This is a genomic window from Leeuwenhoekiella sp. NPDC079379 (assembly GCF_044542075.1).
GTDB lineage: Bacteria > Bacteroidota > Bacteroidia > Flavobacteriales > Flavobacteriaceae > Leeuwenhoekiella.
Genome location: NZ_JBITTU010000001.1, coordinates 628,618 through 646,235, shown reverse-complemented (window position 1 = coordinate 646,235; position 17,618 = coordinate 628,618). Strand labels below are relative to the sequence as shown.

The following is a 17,618-nucleotide window of genomic DNA, read 5'->3' as shown; positions in this document are numbered from 1 at the left end:
CGTTCTTACTCACCTTCCTTATTTCTTATAACTACTATCACTATGAAATAACCAGTGCGTATCTTTGTCTTTTATGATTATTAAAATATGACATTTTCAGGACACGATACTTTTCACTGCCGTTTATTTTGGTTGAAAAAAGGATACGATTATATAATAGAAGGCAATAAATTTCAGGATGATTCTGGGGTTTATTTAGGTGTTGGTAGAAACATGGTGAACTCCATAAGATTTTGGTTAAAAGCATTTGGAGTAAATAGTGATGATTATGAAATCAAAGATGTTTATCATAATCTATTAGCAGACAATGGATGGGATCCATATCTAGAAAATGAAGGTACTTTATATTTACTTCACTATCAACTCTGTGCTAATGAATATGCATCTAGTTACAATATAATTTTTAGAGATTTCAGAAAGGTTAAACCTGAATTTTCAAAAGAAAATTTCGTTCAGTATGTAAGTCAAATTGCTCCCGATGTAAATGAAAAATCTTTGGCTAAAGACTTCTCTGTATTTTTAAGAATGTATTTAAATTCTAAAGAAAGTATAGAGGATGGTTATTCAGGTCTATTGACGGAATTGTCCCTCTTACAGAAAGTTGGTAAAAATCAAAGTGATAGTACATTATACCGAGTTGAAAATAGATCCCAACAGGAAGTGCCAAATAAAATATTGCTATACTGTATTTTAAGTAATCCTGACTATGGTAATTCAATAAGTTTTAAAAGTCTTTATACAAATAAGAACGGAGTCGGAAATATTTTTTGTTTTGACCAAGATATTTTGGAGGAAAAATTGAAAGAGATTGCTGAAGTATTTGATTTTATTAATTATAATAGCGAAGCTGGTGTGAAGGAATTGCAGATCAAAAAAGAAATTAATCCACTTGAAGTTTTAGAAAGTTACTATGAATAATGCAACTCAATCAATAAATATAATTAGAGATTCTGGTGCTAAGTTCAATTACATAGTAACTCCAAATGCTGTTCAGACTAGTGATATAATTTTTCAGAATTTTGAAAAAGGATATCATTCTTTTAATTTAATTGGATCATTTGGGACGGGTAAATCTTCGTTCTTATGGGCTCTTGAAAAATCTCTTACAAGTGAGAAAGAATATTTTAAATCTAAGTTTAACGGTAAGACTGAGTTAATTAAGATAGTTGGAGATTACAGATCCTTAAACTCTGCTTTAAATGACGAATTTGAAATTTCTAAAGATTTACCTAGTAATCAAAAGTTATTTGATAATATCTATCAGAGGTATGAGAAGTTAAAAGAAGACAATGGACTTCTTATAATAGTAATCGATGAATTTGGTAAGTTTTTAGAATACGCTTCAAAAAATAACAAGGAAAGTGAACTATATTTTTTGCAGAAATTAGCAGAGTTTGTTAACGAGCCAAGTCGAAATATAATCTTAATTAATTCTCTCCACCAAAGTCTGGAATCCTATGCTTACGATCTTAATAACGCACAGGTTCAAGAATGGAGAAAAGTAAAAGGTAGATTTATTGATATTCCTTTTAATGAACCTGTTGAACAGCTTATATTACTGGCATCAGAAATATTAGACGGATCACATAGAGCTAACAATACTATTGCAAATAGTAAATTAATTATAGACTTTGATCTTTTCAGTTTCCAAAATAAAGATTTTTCGGAAATTGAAAATAAACTTCATCCTTTAAGTGCAATTAGTTCTTATGCACTAGCTAATGCATTACAGAGATATGGACAAAATGAGCGGTCCTTATTTACTTTTTTAAATTCTATTTATTTCGATGAATTCATAGACTCAAAAAAGCATTTTGAGTTAGCAGAGCTTTATGATTTTCTATTTCAAGAATTTTATGGCTTTATAACAAATAAAAGAAATCCAGATCAGGCTCATTGGCTGAGTATAAAAAATGCACTCGAGCGTGCTGAGTTGATTACAGATTTTGAAAGTAGTGTTATAGATGATTTGCTAAAAACCATCGGTATTCTCTCAATTTTTGCTAAAAAGAGCGCACAAATAAATATTGATTTTTTAAATAATTATTTTCAATATAGATATTCTAATGATGTAATTGAAGAATCTTTAAAGCTCCTTGAAAAACACAAAATTATTCGCTTTAGTAAATTCAATCAGTCTTTTAAAATTTTTGAAGGAACAGATTTAGATATTGAATTTGAAATCTCTAAAGCTGAAAATAGAATAGAGGGAATAGATTTACTTAAGAAGTTAAAATCTCATTTTGACTTTCCAGTTATAATCGCAAAGTCTGCTACATACAATACTGGAACACCTCGATTATTTGAATTTGTTTTATCAGATAAACCTGAAAAAAATAACCCTGAGGGCCAGATTGATGGTTTTGTTAATTTAATTTTTAACGATAATTCTAGTGATCTTGAAGAAATAAGACGTCAGTCTGAAAATTCAAGCACACTATTTGGTTGTTTTAATAATACTGCAGATATTCTTGATACTTTATTTGAAATTGAAAAAACGAATGAAGTATTAAAAAATATACAAGGTGATAAGGACTTAGTTGCTATTCGTGAATTAAAATCTATTATTCGAAGCAACGAAAACTTACTCAACCATTATGTAATGAGTAGTCTTTATTCTAGTAAGGTAGTATGGATGTCTTTAGGAAAAGATATTACTATTCGCTCTCAAAAAGATTTTAATCAATCTCTCACTAGAATTTGTACTGAAATATACAGTGAGACGCCTATAATTCAGAATGAGTTAATAAATCGGCACAAAACTTCAGGTTCAATTTCTTCTTCAAGAAAGACATTTTGGAAAGCCCTTACAAATAACTATCATTTAGAAGATCTTGGTTTTGAGAAAGATAAATGGCCAGCTGAGAAAACAATTTATTATTCATTGCTTAAGAATACAGGTATTCATCTAAAGCAAGAAAATGAATATATATTTTCATTACCAACAGATCCTGGATTTCAAATACTTTGGGAAAGAAGTATGGAATTTTTGAATGAAACTAAAAATGGACGAAAGAGCATCTTAGACTTCAACAAAATGCTTTCTGAGAAACCCATTAAATTAAAACAGGGCGTCATAGATTTTTGGATACCCACATTTCTGTTTATAAAACGTGGAGATTTTGCTCTTTATAATGAAAATGGCTTTGTCCCATACTTAGATGAAACTATTCTCTATATGATGAATAGAAATCCTAAGGAATTTACAGTTAAAAGTTTCGTTCTTAATGATTTAAGATTGAATCTTTTTAATAAATACCGAGATTTTTTACGACAAGAGAACAAAAATTCATTCAATACAGATTCTTTCATTGAAAGTATAAGACCATTGTTAATATTCTATCGCGATTTAACTCAATACAGTAAAACTACTTCTACAATTTCTAAAGAAGGTATTAAGCTAAGAAATGCAATAAGCAAGGCTGTAGATCCAGAAAAGACCTTCTTTGAGGAATTTCCTGAAGCATTAGGATATTCATTAAAAGAATTAGCTGTAGACAACAAGCTATTTGAAGATTATATAATCACATTTCAGAATACTATCGAAGAGATTAAAACTTCATTTGATGAACTTGTTAATCGTTTTGAATTATTTATTTGTAAAGAGATTTTGGGAGGTAAGTTTACTTTTGAAGCTTATCAGAAAAAACTCCAGGATCGATTTAGTTCTATTAAAGAACATCAGGCATTAAGTAGACATAAAGTTCTTCTGCTAAGGATAAATTCAAATTTGGCTGATAGAAACAGTTATTTAATGTCTATTGCCCAGGCTTTACTAGGTAAGCCTTTAAATACAATTAGAGATCAGGAAGAACGTATTTTAATAGATAAGTTTAGAAATCTAGTTAATGAAATGGACGATTTATCTGATTTAGAACTAGCTAAAGTAGATGAAGATGATTTTCTAATGAAACTACAATTGACAACCCCACATCAAGGTAATAAGTCTAAAGTTTTACGACTAAATTCTGATCAGAAAAAAATAGTAGAAGAGCGAATGAATTATCTATCCGGTATACTTGACAAGGATGATACTCTCAAAATACCTATATTGGTAGCTCTTCTTAATAAAGAATTAGATAAAGATGAAAAAGCCTAGGCATATTTTAGGGATTTCCGGAGGAAAGGACAGCGCTGCATTAGCAATTTATTTAAACGATAAATATCCAGGAATCGATTTTGAATATTATTTCTGCGATACCGGAAAAGAACTAGATGAAACTTATGAATTAATATCGAGTATAGAAGCTAAGTTAGGTAAACCTATTAAGAAGCTTGATAATCCTGAAATAGAAAGTACTGGGGATGATCCTTTTGATTTTTACTTTAAATCTTTTAGGGGATATTTGCCAAGTCCTCAGGCTAGGTGGTGTACAGCATTAATGAAATTAAAACCTTTTGAAAAATTTGTTAACGGAGAACCTGCTATTTCATATGTAGGTATACGCGGTGATGAAGATAGAGAAGGATATATATCAAGAGAAAACAATATTCAATCCATATTTCCTTTTCGAAAAAACATTTGGAGTAATGATGTTCTACTGAAATTGTTTGATCCAAAAAATGAAAAGGAAGTGTGTGACCATCTTAGTCAATACTTCACAGGAAAAAAATTAGATAGAGCTTTATCTTATTTAAATGAACCTATTTCATTTGATCGAAATCATAAAACAGAAACAGAAAAGGTTTTAAAGTATAAAGTGAATAGTTCACTTAACCTAGGAATTCCCGAATTTAACAGGACTGTATTTGACTTCTTAAAATCAACAGATTATCCTCTTGCAACTGAAGTTGATTTTGAGCTATTGGATAATGAAGATATTTTGGTAAGAGATGATATTTTCAAAATCCTAAGAGATTCTGGAGTAGGTGTACCTGCATACTATGAGAAAGTTGAGTTTGAAGTAGACGGTCAGAAGGGAGAATACGCAAGAAGTAGATCAGGTTGTTACTTTTGCTTTTTTCAACAAAAAATAGAATGGATTTGGCTTTATGAACAGCATCCTGAGATGTATAAAAAAGCAATGGAATATGAAAATTCTGATGAATTGTTTACTTGGGTGCCTAATGAATCGTTAAAAGAATTAATTGAGCCAGGACGTATTAGAGATATTAAGTTAGGTCATATACAACGTTCAAATAAAGATAAATCAAAATCATCACCATATCTATTAGATATTCTCGAGGGTACTGAAAGAGATGGTTGTAATACTTGTTTTTTGTAATATGAATATAAAAAGTGAAATATGGACAATTCAGAAACTAATTGAAAGTAAAGAGCGAATAGATCCTAAACCACAATACCAAAGGACTCCAGTATGGGGTATTCAAAAGAAGAAGCTTTTAATTGATTCAATTTTGAGGGGATATGACTTGCCAAAATTTTATTTAGCTGACATATCACATATTTCTCATTTTAACTATGAAGTAACTGATGGGCAACAGAGAATGAGAGCAATTTGGGATTTTGTATCAGATGATGAAAATATCAGCTATGGTCTTAATTCCACCATTATCGACAATGAGAAAATTGAAAAGGGAAAGTTTAAAACACTTCCAAAAACAATAAAGGACATTTTTTTAGAATTTGAACTGAATATATCTATTATAAAGAATTCGGATCAAAACGAAATACGTGCGTTATTTGCTAGGTTGCAAATGGGAGAAAAATTAAATCCTGTAGAACTGAGACACGCGACAGCAAGTAATATTGGAAACCTAATTTTTAGTCTATCCGAAAATCACATTTTTTTTAAAGAATGTGGAATAACTAATACAAGATACAAACATCAAGATTATTTGGATCATGTGATATCTTTGATGCACTTTGAAGTAGAAAGAAATATAAAGGCCCTAGATTTAAAAAAACTTTATGAAGATTTTGCATCTGAAAAAATTGCAACTTTTCAACCATTATTAAAGAACGCTTCAAAAATCCTAGATATGATGGAGCAAATAAATAAATACAAAAAAGGAATCTTTAAAAATAAATGGGGATTCGTCGATACATTTTATTTAATCTATAATAATCTCAAAAGGATTGAGGCTATAAAACCTAAGAATTTTGCCAATAATTTTTATGCTTTTGAAATTGAAAGAAAAAAACATAATCGTAATCCAGAAGATTTGATTGAAGACAAGACAGATCTAGGTTATGATAAGGATCTTTACGATTATATTATCGCTTTTAACACAGGTGGGGCTCTTAAAGAAAATCTAAAAATCAGACATAGAGTTCTAACAAATAAGTTTTTAAATTCAGAAAATTTCAGGCTCACAATATAATGAATATACCTAAAAAATTAATTGATGCATATAATAAAGGGTCATTTGGTATTTTTATAGGGGCAGGAGTTTCTCAGTCTGCCGGCTTACCTAGCTGGAATAAATTACTTAATGAACTAATTGACTTAGCAGTAGATATAAATATTGGTGACGAAAAAGAACGGGAGTTAAGGTTGTTGGCAAAAATCCCTTCAAAATATTTGTTGGTAGCGGAAGAGTTGAAAGAAATATTATCTTCAGATATGCCAAAATTCATTACTAAAAGATTTAATGATAAATCAATTGATTCTCCTGAATATTTAGATAGACTTATTAAAGAATTAAGTTATCGATTTGTAATTACCACAAACTATGATAATGTGATTGAGAAAGCTTTTGTAAAAGCATCCATTGTGCCAAATGAGCTTACTTATAGAGATCCGTCGTCTATAAATTATAATTTTATTAATGAAGAGGTGTTTATACTTAAAGCACATGGAGATGCTAAGCGAGCACCTGAAGATATTGTAATTACAGAAAAAGATTATCGGCGAATTATCTACAATTCATACGGATATAAAAGTATTTTAGAGGCTTTATTCTCAACTAACCATCTTTTATTTTTAGGTGCATCGCTCAATGATCCGGAACTAATACTATTACTTGGCTATATCCACAATATCTTTCAAGGTGGGTCTCCAGATCATTTTGCTTTAATGAGCAATAAAGATTTGACCCAAACGGAAATTAATAGATGGCGAAAGGATTTTAATATAAATATAATTCCTTATGATCCAAAAGATAATCATAAAGAGGTTGCTGTGTTTGTAAACGATTTTATTAAACGTGTTGAAAAAAAATCTTAATTTTTAATTCAGAATTTTCTTCCCGAGATTTTCTTCCTCTTTTTTTGCTCTAAGCTTATAATAGATTAAAAACCCAAGGGTTCCGATTCCAATTATACATAATAGAAATAACCAATTCAAAGTTTCAGCAAATTTTGATTTGAGACCAAATTTTTGAACAAAATTTATTAAAAAAAGAGCAGAAAAGATATTGTTTAAAATGGACATTCCTAATACTTCCCAATAAAAATGCCTAAATTTTTTATAATATTTAGGGGATTTATAGGTAGTTTCAAAAAGTGAATATAATTGAATTTCTCCTTTCGAATTATTATTAAACCATTTTCTGTTTTGATTTAAATTTTTTACATATGTAATTATTAAGAGTCTGTGTTCAATTACCTTTAATAAAACAATTGATCCTATAATGAAAATGAAAAAGCAGCAGAATGTCTGAAATTCAGAGAGACTAAATAAAGAAAATTGTTTAATATCTTTTAATAAGAATCCGTTGGCACTAATTAAACCTCCAATTATTAAAAAAAATAAACCGATAGTTTTTTCAACAGCTTTGTAATGCATCTCAAATTTTGAATACAGCATTTCGTATTCTTTTAGCATAAACTGAAACATTTTTTCTTGGTCCATAAAGTTTTAAAAATTAATCACCTAATCCCATCATCATTTCTTCCATACCTCCAAAATTTAAAATAAAGGTTGAATAATAATTATCAAATATGTCTTTAAGGTATTGGCCTAATTCAACGTATTCAGGCTCATCCTTATCTTTAGTCATTTGATATATCTGATATCCTCTGTTTTTAGTTATGGTATATAGAAAAAGAGTGTGAAAGTAAACAGAAGTAAAATACTTTCTGTTTGAAATTTGTAATTGCTCTTGATTGGGATTTTTATATTTAGATTTAAAGGCTTTTAAAACTCTACTATCCATATTAACAAATATTCTCACTAGAGTATCACCTTCAGCTTCAGGTATCATAACAGTGTCGTAGTTTGCTTCAATATTAGTAGCTACTTCTACTGCTTCCCAAGAAACAGCAGTTGCTATACCTTCTTCTTCAGGTGGATTTTGATACATAAATTTAAGTTCTGGCAATCCTAAATTTTCATTTTCGTCCTCTTCCTTAGGAGCTTTAACCTTCGGTTTTTCTTTATCTGCAATCTTAACCCAGAATATTTCGTCAAATTCAGCTCCGGGAGAAGAAAGAGAGACTTTCATTTGAACCATATCTCCAACTTTCATTTCATCCTTTGGATTCAATGATAATTTTATAGTACCCTTGTTTGGACTACTTTTTACGATATTGAACAACTGGGTAGGATCTTTAGGCTCTCCTGGTGCATCACCGCCTTTTGTTTCATTTTTTTTAATATTTAGGATAGATATAGTCATTTCTCCCGGATCTTCGCTTCGGTCAAAATAGTCATTCTCAACGTCTGTACTAAATTTTATTGTTTTATCACCTTCTAACGGAATTTTTGCAACTTCTGTTTCTCCATTATTTTTGCCATCTAGCTTGAATTGGGATGGATATCTCTGTGGATTGAAAGGAATCTCTTCTTGCTGATTAGAGGTGTTCTTTTTTGATTCCGGCTTTTTTCCCTCTTTCTTCTTTATGTCTAACTTAAAAGTATCACTTAGAAGTTTATGTAAGTCTGAGTCAAAAGGTAAGTTTTTCGTAAAACTTTTGAGAAGATCCTTAGTATCTGATGAAGTATCAATGTCAACAGCTTGCTTTCTGAATTTTTCAATTTGAGCAAGTCTACCATCTTTTTTACTTAGCTGATTGGAGAGATATGATCTTAAGAATTGTGTCTCTTCACCCTCTTTTAAGCGATCTCTGGAGGCCATAAATAGTTCCTTTCTGAAATTATAAGATAATTCAGTACAATCAACGTGAATAAGAAGATTATTCTTCAATAAATTGAGTTTTAATGATCGTGTGATAAACTCCGAAGTGTAATGGCCGTGTACCTGACCATTTAAAGAAAAAAGGACAGCCATATTATTTTTAAAATATCTCTTTCGAATAACCTCTTTGCTTTTTTTGAGATCATTTCCCTTTACTTTAGTTTTAAAAACAAAACAAGAAACTTTCATTTTACCGAATTTCTCGTCATCAAATTCTTCTGAAAACTTGTCATCTAGATATTCCTGTTCTTCGTTATTCAATCTCCTTTTAAGACCATAAAGATCATTATCTAGAACTTTATTATTAGGATATCTTAGTACTGTGTCTTTGGTCAGAATAGGAAGTGCTGGAAAAAACAAGAATTCATTAATACTTTGATTTAAGTCTTGTGCAAATCCAGAATATCCTTTAGGAAACTGATAAGAGTACATCTTAATTAGTGTTCCGGTAGTAAACTTTCTTTCGTGTAGACCTATATCTAATTTGTCTATTTTGAATGAAGCAATCTTATTATCTATTAGAAGGTATTCGTACCATGTTTCTTTAGCTTGATCGCTTTCTCTTTTCGGATGTTCTCGAATAAGTGTAAATCCAAAATCGCCTGAGTTATCGTATCTTTTTGAAGCTATAAGCTGGTATCTTTTTTTACCACAAAAAACAATAGCCCCGCTTCCGCCCATATTATATTTACCCTGTACAAATTTGACCTTATTTTTATTTCCTCTAAGAAGAGATAAGAAAGAGTTTTCGAAATTTTCAGGATGCTGTCCTTCTCCATTATCGTAAACAATTACCGATGTAGGATAATTATTTTTTTTACTTTTTGGTCCTTTCCCATCTGCTATAATTTGTATTTCTTTAGCTTGTTCCTTACGCTGAGTTTTTAAATCCCAATTATTATCGGGATAAAATGTTTCTAAAGCTTGCTCCATTGATTCTGGGGCTTCATCAGACTCAGGATTAATGCCAGATTCAAGACATTTTTTGGTAAGTATGGCATCAATGGAATTAGTCACCTTTTCAATTAGGGCAGCTATAGCATTAGACTGTTGGTTTTTTACCACTCCATAGTTGCTAGGATTATCCCCTAATGGTTTCCACTTATCATCTGTAAAAAAATCAGGGTATTTTGAGATAACAGCATCTAATTCATCTTCATCTTTAGCGAAGAATAGCTCAAGAAAAAGATCTTGTAAATCTTTAATTCCATTGGGATTGGTGAAAAGGTTGTTCATCTAATTATTATTTATTAAAAAATAAATATATAGAATTCTAGATATATATAATTACAGATCTCTTCAATTGAATATTGACTTCAAACGTACCTCAATGTAAAGTATACCTTACTCACGAAGTAAGCGCAAAATTTTAATAAAGTGTTTTTATTATTTCCTTACAGAAAATTGTTTTTTGTAATAGCTTTTTAATTACCGTCATGTCGCTCACAATTTTTTAGTGTTTGCTACGTAGATTATTTATGTTATGGCCGAGCACAACTGATACCTACACTTTAAAAAACTTATCATATTCCTTAATTACTATATCCTCACGAACTTTACCAAAGTGCTGTAAATAAAAATAGAAAGCTTGATTCTGAAAATCACTGTATTTTAAATTGTTCTCATCGCAATGATTTAAAACATCCATTTTTAGTATAGGTGATAAACCCTTAATTGGTTTTTTTATGGGAAAGTAAGATTTAGGTATATGGTGCAAATAATTTCCGCAAAGATCAATTCCTTTATATTTTTTAAATTTTAAGCTATATGACCTTTGTTCTTCAATGAATTGAAAAATAAGATTCAAACAGTTATCATAACGTAATTCTTTTGATCCTGGAAATTCATACTTATCTCTCCAATTTAATTTAAATTCAGAAGTTATCATTAAAAGATTTCTTTCTAGAAAAGAAATTTTCACAGCATGAGGATTCGTGAAAATATAACTTTTATAATGATCAATTTTAAAACCTGAATCTCTACTCAATTGATACATTCGTAATTGGATATTGCTAGTAATACCAATCTTTATAAAATTAACGTCTCTAAATTTTATGATATATAGTAACTGGCTCATTTTATTTAATTGAAAAAGCGTGAGACTGATCTTAAAGGTCCTTTAGGCCTCCAGAGAAAACTATCTGCCAAGTAAGAACAGCCCACGCCTAAACGTGGGCGTCTATTTGGTGGAGTTTAAAAATCTGGCGAGTTTTAAGATGTAATCAGAAGCTAAACGCTTTATATTTTTAGGTGATTATTTTAATTAATATTCTCTTATATGTGAGGTTTTGTTGAACAGAAACTCAATTGTTAATGTAGAAATTGCCTACTCTAAACTAATTCAAATAACAAAACAATTTCTTTTTTTCCTTTCTGCTCGAGATCGTTTTTAAATCATATTTAGTAAATTTAATGATACCTCAAATGCTGTAAAATGTATCATGAAACCATCCAAGATGTCAATCCCTTTTATGATCAAATCTCATATAGCTACTCAGGCTCTGTTCAACTTGAAGAGATATTGCATTTTCTTGATCTAGCCTTTCCAAAATGGAAAACCAATGGTAGCTTGGGTGCATTTGCTCCGGAGTTTGTGATGTGGATTTTAGATCATAGCTCTGAGTCTTATCAAAATGATTCCTTTTTTGATTTTTTAAAATTTGTTTACTTCCAGATCGCTGAAGAATATCCAAAATATGAGGAGTCCCAAGCTTTCTCATTTGATCTTGAATGCATAGAATACTTCCCTGAGGACTCAGCGGCTTTTTGCGAGACTTTATCAGACGATGAATACAACGGGGAGCTAGAAAAACATAAAGCGAGCAGAAGGGGAGATACACCTTTTTATTTCGAATTTAATTATCCTTCTTTAAGTACGCTTTAATGCTTTTGGTTACTAAAGCTTTTAAGGTCTGATCTTCTTTCAATGCTAACAGTTTTAACTCTTTTAAGAGCTGTGAATCTATCCAAAATGAAAACTGAGTTTCATTCTTTTTTGGTTGAATAGGATTAATTTTTTGAATGGGTTTGGGTTTGTCTCTAACCTTATTGATTAATCCGCTGAGATTTGATTTGTTTTCCATTTCTATGAATATATTATTCTACAATATTATATATCTATAATTGTAGATAGTTAGAATTCTATTTTTATAGTAGTCGAAGAAGTATTTCTTCTGATAATTGTTCTATCTGTTTCTTAGCTTTCAAGTGTCTGTTTACACCTTGATTCAAAACAGACCTGGTGAATATTACGAGGTCGCTGATATAATTTTTCGCAATATCGATTTCCTTAAGTTTTTCGAGCTCTACCAGTATGTCCAGCGTAAGAGTTGTATTCGGCTTTACCATATTAAGGACTATTAAGCATTTATCAACAACCTTTTCTTCATACATATATGAGGCAGTAGCTTGAATGGCCATCAAATCTAAAACTCCGGCTTTAGTAGGTATAATTATTAAATCGGCTAAATTTACTAACCAAGATAAATGATTAGTTAAGTAGGGAGGAGTATCAATAAATATAAAATCTGCTTCAATTGCATTTACTTTTTCTTCATTTATAGCATATGAATAGATCTCTATATTTTTAACTATAGATTCTAGTTGTGCTAAACTACCTTGAGGATCCAAATCTACTATTGCAACACTGCATGATTGTGAAAAGCTTTGTGCTAGATTAAAGGCTAAGGTGCTTTTACCAACACCTCCTTTTTGGTGCGTTATTAAAATTATCTTTGCCATATTTTATGAAAGTTTAATCAAAATTTTCTTTTTTTTATTGAATTATGTTCAAATGCAACACATTGAATATTAAATCTCACTAATCTCCGCTATAATTCCATTTATGACTGTAATAACCAAGAAGCCAATTTTATATTTACCGAAATGGACACCTGCATTATTGTTGACTTTAATAATATTACCTACAGACAGTGCATGTGTATATTTATCTCCAAAAATTCTAAGTTCCTTACCATGATTGCAGAATATTGTTTCTAAATACAAAGAAGCAGGTTTACTCTCACTTTTATTTTGGATTACAATTACATCTGTTACCCTGCCATTTTCAAACACTATTGTAGTAATCCCATCAGGCATAAGACATTCACCTGATTCACTATATTTTCCATCCACTACAATTGTATCACCTTCTTCTGGAGTATGTTTAATATCTGGATTATTAGCTAACCTTTCATCGATATCAGGAAACTCAAGCTCCTTTCCATTACAATCAACTAGGATGTACAAGTTGATTTTTTCGCCTTGTATTTGCCTTTGGAGCATATCTAATCTCCTTCCAAGAGCCATTACTTTCTCATAAGTAGTTAATTCACAGTACTCAGCCTGAAGTTTAAAAATTGATTTTTTCATTTTAGCTAGTTATTTAAGTTCTGATATTGGGATATTTCTTGATGGAATCCTTTTCATTTTTTCTTTCCACTCTAAGTATTTATTGATTATGGTAGAAACATATTCAGCATTAAATAATTGATAATGTCTGGTAGGTTCACCGTGGTAACCGTGACGATCTATTTGAAAAGCATATGCCAGTTCTTCTAATGATAGAGTTCTAAACCTAGTTCTCACCATCACACCAATATCTTGCTTATTCAATTCTGGAATTTTCCCTTTGTAGCCTGATAGCAATGCATGATTTGTGAATATGGTTCCCATTCCTACACCTTGTAAAGCATCTGATAGATTAGAAATTCTTTCCTGTTCAGAAATTGATTTAAAAAATTGATGCTCATTTTTTTTAGAAGCCTCTAAGATTTGACTCAGCTTCTGATTGTCTTGTACCGTTAATTGCTGGTTCGGTTTCTGATTTGGATTTTCCATTTTGTTTTGATATTTGTGGTGATTTAAAATTGTGATCATTATTTACCCATCTGGAAACTGTATTTTTCCATTTCTTCATTTTTACTTTACCAACCCTCCAACCATTAGATTCGTAATAATCAAAAAAGTTTTTACTTTCCCTACCTGCTCGTTTTTCATTAAGACCTTTGAATTTCATTTCATTATAAATCTCATCTAGAGTTGGGCGAATAAACTCTCTTTCTTTTTCTTTGTTTGTAGATTTATAAGTATCAGGTATAGGTTTATCTATACTATCACTGTTCTTTACCTTGATTCGTTCCTGATCTGGCATATGATTCAACACTGAATTAGTAAGTGATTTATCTATTGATTCATCAAATTTTGATAGAGCAATGAGATTTGCTTTGTATTGATTCTCACTTTTCCTGATAAGTTTTATCACTCCCCAGTCAACTAACTCTCTAAATGCTTTTATGTACGTATTGTACGAAGCTATTCCTGTTACTTCCATTACCTGAGATGCCGGAAATCCAAAAGTTTCTTTCCATCCAAGCATATTATTCAGTTGTATTGCATAGAAGTAAATAGCGTGGTGCACAGGTTTAACATCATTACTAATAAAAGCGAAGTCAAACCAAGCTCGAGTATAGGCGAATATTGGAGTTGAATTACTCATATTAACCAAGATCTTTTGGAGTTTATAACTATCTTTACCATAGACATTTTGTTTGTGATTAAACATTTAAAAAAGCCAGCTGGTTGTGGTGACCATAGTCTGGCTTTTTATTTATCTTTTGTAGTTAAGTGATTTGACCTGAGACAAAGCCTTTTCAAATTCAGACTCCTCAATAAAGATTCTCCGGCCGATTTTCTCAGCCTTCAACTTCCCTTCCTTTATCCAATTCCGAATAGTTTGTTCGCAAACCGGGTTCTGTTCAGCAAGCTCTTTGATGCTGTATCGAGTAGGTACTGAAGTTTCGACTTTACGCACAGATAGTTTGCTATCGATCAGATCTGAGATAGCTGAAAGAAGCTCTTCTTTGGTAAGATTTTGAATTTGGATTATTTCGGTCATCATGATAACTATTTCTGATTGTTATCACGAAAGTAGGCAGGGTAAAAGGCTGCAACCCACTTGCAAGGGGTTACTAATTCAGTTCTTTTTCTAAAAATGATTCAATTAGATCAATATCTTCATCAATTTTTTCCACACTATAATTGTTTGCCAGAAGTAGAACTCTAGCATTTTTCATCGACTTGATCTTGGATTTAGCACTCCTTACACTTTGAAGGGGTAATCTTTTGGACTTTTCATTACAGAAACTAGTCCAGGTATTATATAAATGGTCTGATTCCGGATCTAAATTGTTTTTCCTAAGTAAGTCTCTTGCGTCTTTTTGCAGATTTGATTTAGATAGTACGTGTGGAGAATAATAGTAATATAAGGCGATCTCAGGAACTGTAAAATGATTTTTTTCCTTAATAAGATCAGAAACATCAAACTGACAATCTACTTTCATTTTTTTTAAGTGAGGTGTTCCGGATCCTTGACGAACACGAACATTTTCCCTCAACTTTAGATAATCTTCTGCTAAATCTTTAAAAACCGAATGGTGCTGAAACATTATGCTCCAGGCGTAGTAGAGTTTGCCAAAATGAATACCTGTTTCGTAAGGATCAATGGGTTCGTCTGTTTCAGGATCACTGATTGGAACGCGTATAAAGCCCCAATCTATTGTTGCAATATCAAAGATAATTTTTGATTTATATGAATCAGATTTGAAAATATTAGAAACTTCCAGTATAACTTCCTTTTCAAAATTTTCAAATCCGTAAAAAAAACCTTTACCGTATTCTTCAATATATTCAAGCCATTTTCTGTAATAATTCGATGTTTCACTAGGATCGTAAAAATATAAATGTCTAAATATCTTTATCAACGAGTACATAAACCCACTCAAAAATGGAATATCGTTTATATAAACATTAAAAGGTTGAGCTAATTCTTTTCCTTGAGGATCAATTATGTTCGAAATAACCCTTCTACTGTTCAAAGAATATATGTTATGAATTTTAATTAGTGTAGATTCTATTTTAATATTTAAAGGAGTTTCTGTTAGTGTTAAATAGCTTTGAGATATAAGGTTCGAGTGGTTAAAAATAACTGGAATTTGATATTCATTATGAATATCAAAATCACAAATAAAATTTTTATATGCGCCATATTTATCGAATTCTTCGAAAAATGTATGAATGTTATTTTCATTAAATGACTTCATCTACTAAGCCTTTTTCAGTAATGGAATCCTAAAATTAAATACCTGGTCAACCGCTTCTTTCTTTTCATTGTCTTCAACTTGGTAGTAAGCGTTTAGTGTTTTAAGGTCGTTGTGACCAGTGATTTTACTGATCAGTTTATCGCTCTTTCCTTCACGCTTCATCATCGTTATGAATGTGCGGCGCGCAGTATGCGTACTCACGCGATCATAGAAAAACATAGATTCCCGAATAACTTCCTTACCCCGGGTTGATGCCTTTTCAACTTTTTGAGTGAAACCAGCTAGTTTAAAAACGTCTTTAATATAGTCGTTATGCTTTTGGTTGCTTATTAGTGGTAGTTGATAGTCATACTTTTTCAGTATGTAACGGGCAATATCACTAAGAGGTATCGATCTAACGTCTTTACTAGAACCTTTTTCCTCTTTTAATTGAAGTGTATTTCCTGAAATGTTATTTTCTGAAATTAACTTTAACTCTCCAAATCTCATTCCTGTAGTACAAGAGAAAACAAATACGTCCCGAATTTTCTCTAAACTCTCAGATTTAAAATTGTGATTTAGAAGTTTCACAAGGTCTACTTTTTCTAGAGCTACCTGATTTGTTATAACTCGCTCCTTCCTCTTGAATTTCTTAAACTCCTCGTTATATGTATAATTGTTTTCAAGTGCCCAATACATAAAAGTCTTGAATAACCCTAGATTACGGGAATAGGTGTTATTAATATGCTTTTTAGTGGTCATGCAATAGTCTGTGAACTCGGCAAGAAACTTTTGATTGATAGAACTAAATGTGAGATTATACTTTTTATCAACCTCAAAACTTTCAAGGATGTTTTTGATGTTCTTATACCTTTTCTTAGTACTGGGAGCCCAATCCATATTTTTAATCTTCAGATTAATAAACTCATCGTATGCATCAAAAAATATGTTCTTACCAGTAGGAGCTTTTTTAAATTCCTGATCAAACTCTTTTTTCAAAAGCTGTGATGTGAAATCTTCATCCATTGCTTTGCAGCGAGCTTCCATTTTATCAAATAGTAGAGAGTATCTTCCTAACTGGCCATTAATAGTGCTGGCATATTTACATTTATTCTTTCCACGAGTGATAGGACTCTTAGAGTTTTGATCCCATTCAATTGGTAGTATTTTCTCACCGGTGGAATAAACGAATTTCTTTCCTTCCAGCTTGAAGTAGCAAGAGAATAATATCAATGTTTCAACGTCACTATTTGGGCTCTTTAAATAGAATGTACTTGTCATCTTATTGAGTAGTTGACAATAGGTTGACAATCGAGTTGACAAACATATTGCGATTTGTTTATAAAACTATCTATAAACAAATATAAGCGAATCGCTGTAAATACAGCATGTTAGAAGGTTTTAATATAAATGAAGAACAAGCAGTATAAAAAGTTTCAATACCCATCTTCTCCATAGAAAGCCTAAATGTATTATCGGCTTTTTTTAGATTAGATT

General features: G+C 30.9%; 17 protein-coding genes. 6 read left to right on the top strand and 11 right to left on the bottom strand.

Annotated features, from left to right (window positions below):
* Positions 1-87 precede the first annotated feature (87 nt).
* From ACIGAM_RS02760 to ACIGAM_RS02740, 5 genes are read left to right on the top strand one after another with little or no spacing between them, the layout of a single operon-like run.
* A complete protein-coding gene (locus ACIGAM_RS02760) occupies positions 88-918 on the top strand; it encodes a DUF4007 family protein (RefSeq protein WP_396509928.1) in 831 nt (276 codons plus the stop codon).
* The gene (locus ACIGAM_RS02755; RefSeq protein ID WP_396509927.1) at positions 911-4,099 is read left to right on the top strand and encodes a hypothetical protein; all 3,189 of its coding nucleotides are present in this window, start codon (positions 911-913) and stop codon (positions 4,097-4,099) included. The genes ACIGAM_RS02760 and ACIGAM_RS02755 overlap by 8 nt, the downstream gene beginning before the upstream one ends.
* The gene (locus tag ACIGAM_RS02750) at positions 4,086-5,225 is read left to right on the top strand and encodes a phosphoadenosine phosphosulfate reductase family protein (RefSeq protein WP_396509926.1); all 1,140 of its coding nucleotides are present in this window, start codon (positions 4,086-4,088) and stop codon (positions 5,223-5,225) included. The genes ACIGAM_RS02755 and ACIGAM_RS02750 overlap by 14 nt, the downstream gene beginning before the upstream one ends.
* 1 nt (position 5,226) lies before the next feature.
* Positions 5,227-6,285: a DUF262 domain-containing protein gene (locus tag ACIGAM_RS02745; RefSeq protein WP_396509925.1), complete on the top strand. Its 1,059-nt coding sequence runs from the start codon at positions 5,227-5,229 to the stop codon at positions 6,283-6,285.
* The gene (locus tag ACIGAM_RS02740) at positions 6,285-7,130 is read left to right on the top strand and encodes an SIR2 family NAD-dependent protein deacylase (RefSeq protein ID WP_396509924.1); all 846 of its coding nucleotides are present in this window, start codon (positions 6,285-6,287) and stop codon (positions 7,128-7,130) included. Before ACIGAM_RS02745 ends, ACIGAM_RS02740 begins: the two co-directional genes overlap by 1 nt.
* Before the next feature lie 3 nt (positions 7,131-7,133).
* On the opposite strand, the gene ACIGAM_RS02735 is transcribed toward ACIGAM_RS02740, so the two are convergent.
* The 3 genes from ACIGAM_RS02735 to ACIGAM_RS02725 all read right to left on the bottom strand — a co-directional run bounded on the left by ACIGAM_RS02735 (position 7,134) and on the right by ACIGAM_RS02725 (position 11,119).
* Complete coding sequence (locus ACIGAM_RS02735; protein WP_396509923.1) at positions 7,134-7,757, bottom strand: hypothetical protein; 624 nt, start codon at positions 7,755-7,757, stop codon at positions 7,134-7,136.
* A 13-nt stretch (positions 7,758-7,770) separates the two neighbouring features.
* Positions 7,771-10,278, bottom strand: coding sequence for a hypothetical protein (locus ACIGAM_RS02730; RefSeq protein ID WP_396509922.1), 2,508 nt, complete (start codon positions 10,276-10,278; stop codon positions 7,771-7,773).
* 268 nt (positions 10,279-10,546) lie between these two features.
* A complete protein-coding gene (locus ACIGAM_RS02725; protein WP_396509921.1) occupies positions 10,547-11,119 on the bottom strand; it encodes a hypothetical protein in 573 nt (190 codons plus the stop codon).
* A gap of 357 nt (positions 11,120-11,476) precedes the next feature.
* Here ACIGAM_RS02725 and ACIGAM_RS02720 point away from each other — a divergent pair, with 357 nt between their 5' ends.
* Entirely contained in the window at positions 11,477-11,926 is a 450-nt protein-coding gene (locus ACIGAM_RS02720; protein ID WP_396509920.1) for a hypothetical protein, read from the top strand.
* Here ACIGAM_RS02720 and ACIGAM_RS02715 read toward each other — a convergent pair.
* From ACIGAM_RS02715 to ACIGAM_RS02680, 8 genes are all read right to left on the bottom strand, one after another.
* Positions 11,898-12,125, bottom strand: coding sequence for a hypothetical protein (locus tag ACIGAM_RS02715; protein WP_396509919.1), 228 nt, complete (start codon positions 12,123-12,125; stop codon positions 11,898-11,900). The two genes, ACIGAM_RS02720 and ACIGAM_RS02715, sit on opposite strands and share 29 nt — an antisense overlap.
* Before the next feature lie 64 nt (positions 12,126-12,189).
* Positions 12,190-12,783 carry a ParA family protein gene (locus ACIGAM_RS02710; RefSeq protein WP_396509918.1) on the bottom strand — a complete coding sequence of 198 codons (594 nt, stop codon included), beginning with the start codon at positions 12,781-12,783 and terminating at the stop codon, positions 12,190-12,192.
* Between the two features lie 69 nt (positions 12,784-12,852).
* Entirely contained in the window at positions 12,853-13,413 is a 561-nt protein-coding gene (locus ACIGAM_RS02705) for a hypothetical protein (RefSeq protein WP_396509917.1), read from the bottom strand.
* A 9-nt stretch (positions 13,414-13,422) separates the two neighbouring features.
* Complete coding sequence (locus ACIGAM_RS02700; RefSeq protein ID WP_396509916.1) at positions 13,423-13,881, bottom strand: hypothetical protein; 459 nt, start codon at positions 13,879-13,881, stop codon at positions 13,423-13,425.
* Positions 13,799-14,539 carry a hypothetical protein gene (locus tag ACIGAM_RS02695; RefSeq protein ID WP_396509915.1) on the bottom strand — a complete coding sequence of 247 codons (741 nt, stop codon included), beginning with the start codon at positions 14,537-14,539 and terminating at the stop codon, positions 13,799-13,801. The genes ACIGAM_RS02700 and ACIGAM_RS02695 overlap by 83 nt, the downstream gene beginning before the upstream one ends.
* Positions 14,540-14,650: 111 nt before the next feature.
* A complete protein-coding gene (locus ACIGAM_RS02690) occupies positions 14,651-14,941 on the bottom strand; it encodes a helix-turn-helix domain-containing protein (protein WP_396509914.1) in 291 nt (96 codons plus the stop codon).
* A 70-nt stretch (positions 14,942-15,011) separates the two neighbouring features.
* A complete protein-coding gene (locus tag ACIGAM_RS02685) occupies positions 15,012-16,142 on the bottom strand; it encodes a hypothetical protein (protein WP_396509913.1) in 1,131 nt (376 codons plus the stop codon).
* Between the two features lie 3 nt (positions 16,143-16,145).
* Complete coding sequence (locus tag ACIGAM_RS02680; RefSeq protein ID WP_396509912.1) at positions 16,146-17,402, bottom strand: tyrosine-type recombinase/integrase; 1,257 nt, start codon at positions 17,400-17,402, stop codon at positions 16,146-16,148.
* Positions 17,403-17,618 lie beyond the last annotated feature (216 nt).

Excerpts from the sequence above, each read along its gene's own strand:
- ACIGAM_RS02725 (WP_396509921.1), bottom strand. The coding sequence starts at position 11,119 with ATGAGCCAGTTACTATATATCATAAAATTTAGAGACGTTAATTTTATA.
- ACIGAM_RS02750 (WP_396509926.1), top strand. The coding sequence starts at position 4,086 with ATGAAAAAGCCTAGGCATATTTTAGGGATTTCCGGAGGAAAGGACAGC.
- ACIGAM_RS02730 (WP_396509922.1), bottom strand. The coding sequence starts at position 10,278 with ATGAACAACCTTTTCACCAATCCCAATGGAATTAAAGATTTACAAGAT.
- ACIGAM_RS02720 (WP_396509920.1), top strand. The coding sequence starts at position 11,477 with ATGTATCATGAAACCATCCAAGATGTCAATCCCTTTTATGATCAAATC.
- ACIGAM_RS02690 (WP_396509914.1), bottom strand. The coding sequence starts at position 14,941 with ATGATGACCGAAATAATCCAAATTCAAAATCTTACCAAAGAAGAGCTT.
- ACIGAM_RS02745 (WP_396509925.1), top strand. The coding sequence starts at position 5,227 with ATGAATATAAAAAGTGAAATATGGACAATTCAGAAACTAATTGAAAGT.
- ACIGAM_RS02740 (WP_396509924.1), top strand. The coding sequence starts at position 6,285 with ATGAATATACCTAAAAAATTAATTGATGCATATAATAAAGGGTCATTT.
- ACIGAM_RS02710 (WP_396509918.1), bottom strand. The coding sequence starts at position 12,783 with ATGGCAAAGATAATTTTAATAACGCACCAAAAAGGAGGTGTTGGTAAA.
- ACIGAM_RS02735 (WP_396509923.1), bottom strand. The coding sequence starts at position 7,757 with ATGGACCAAGAAAAAATGTTTCAGTTTATGCTAAAAGAATACGAAATG.
- ACIGAM_RS02705 (WP_396509917.1), bottom strand. The coding sequence starts at position 13,413 with ATGAAAAAATCAATTTTTAAACTTCAGGCTGAGTACTGTGAATTAACT.
- ACIGAM_RS02685 (WP_396509913.1), bottom strand. The coding sequence starts at position 16,142 with ATGAAGTCATTTAATGAAAATAACATTCATACATTTTTCGAAGAATTC.
- ACIGAM_RS02715 (WP_396509919.1), bottom strand. The coding sequence starts at position 12,125 with ATGGAAAACAAATCAAATCTCAGCGGATTAATCAATAAGGTTAGAGAC.
- ACIGAM_RS02760 (WP_396509928.1), top strand. The coding sequence starts at position 88 with ATGACATTTTCAGGACACGATACTTTTCACTGCCGTTTATTTTGGTTG.
- ACIGAM_RS02755 (WP_396509927.1), top strand. The coding sequence starts at position 911 with ATGAATAATGCAACTCAATCAATAAATATAATTAGAGATTCTGGTGCT.
- ACIGAM_RS02680 (WP_396509912.1), bottom strand. The coding sequence starts at position 17,402 with ATGACAAGTACATTCTATTTAAAGAGCCCAAATAGTGACGTTGAAACA.
- ACIGAM_RS02700 (WP_396509916.1), bottom strand. The coding sequence starts at position 13,881 with ATGGAAAATCCAAATCAGAAACCGAACCAGCAATTAACGGTACAAGAC.
- ACIGAM_RS02695 (WP_396509915.1), bottom strand. The coding sequence starts at position 14,539 with ATGAGTAATTCAACTCCAATATTCGCCTATACTCGAGCTTGGTTTGAC.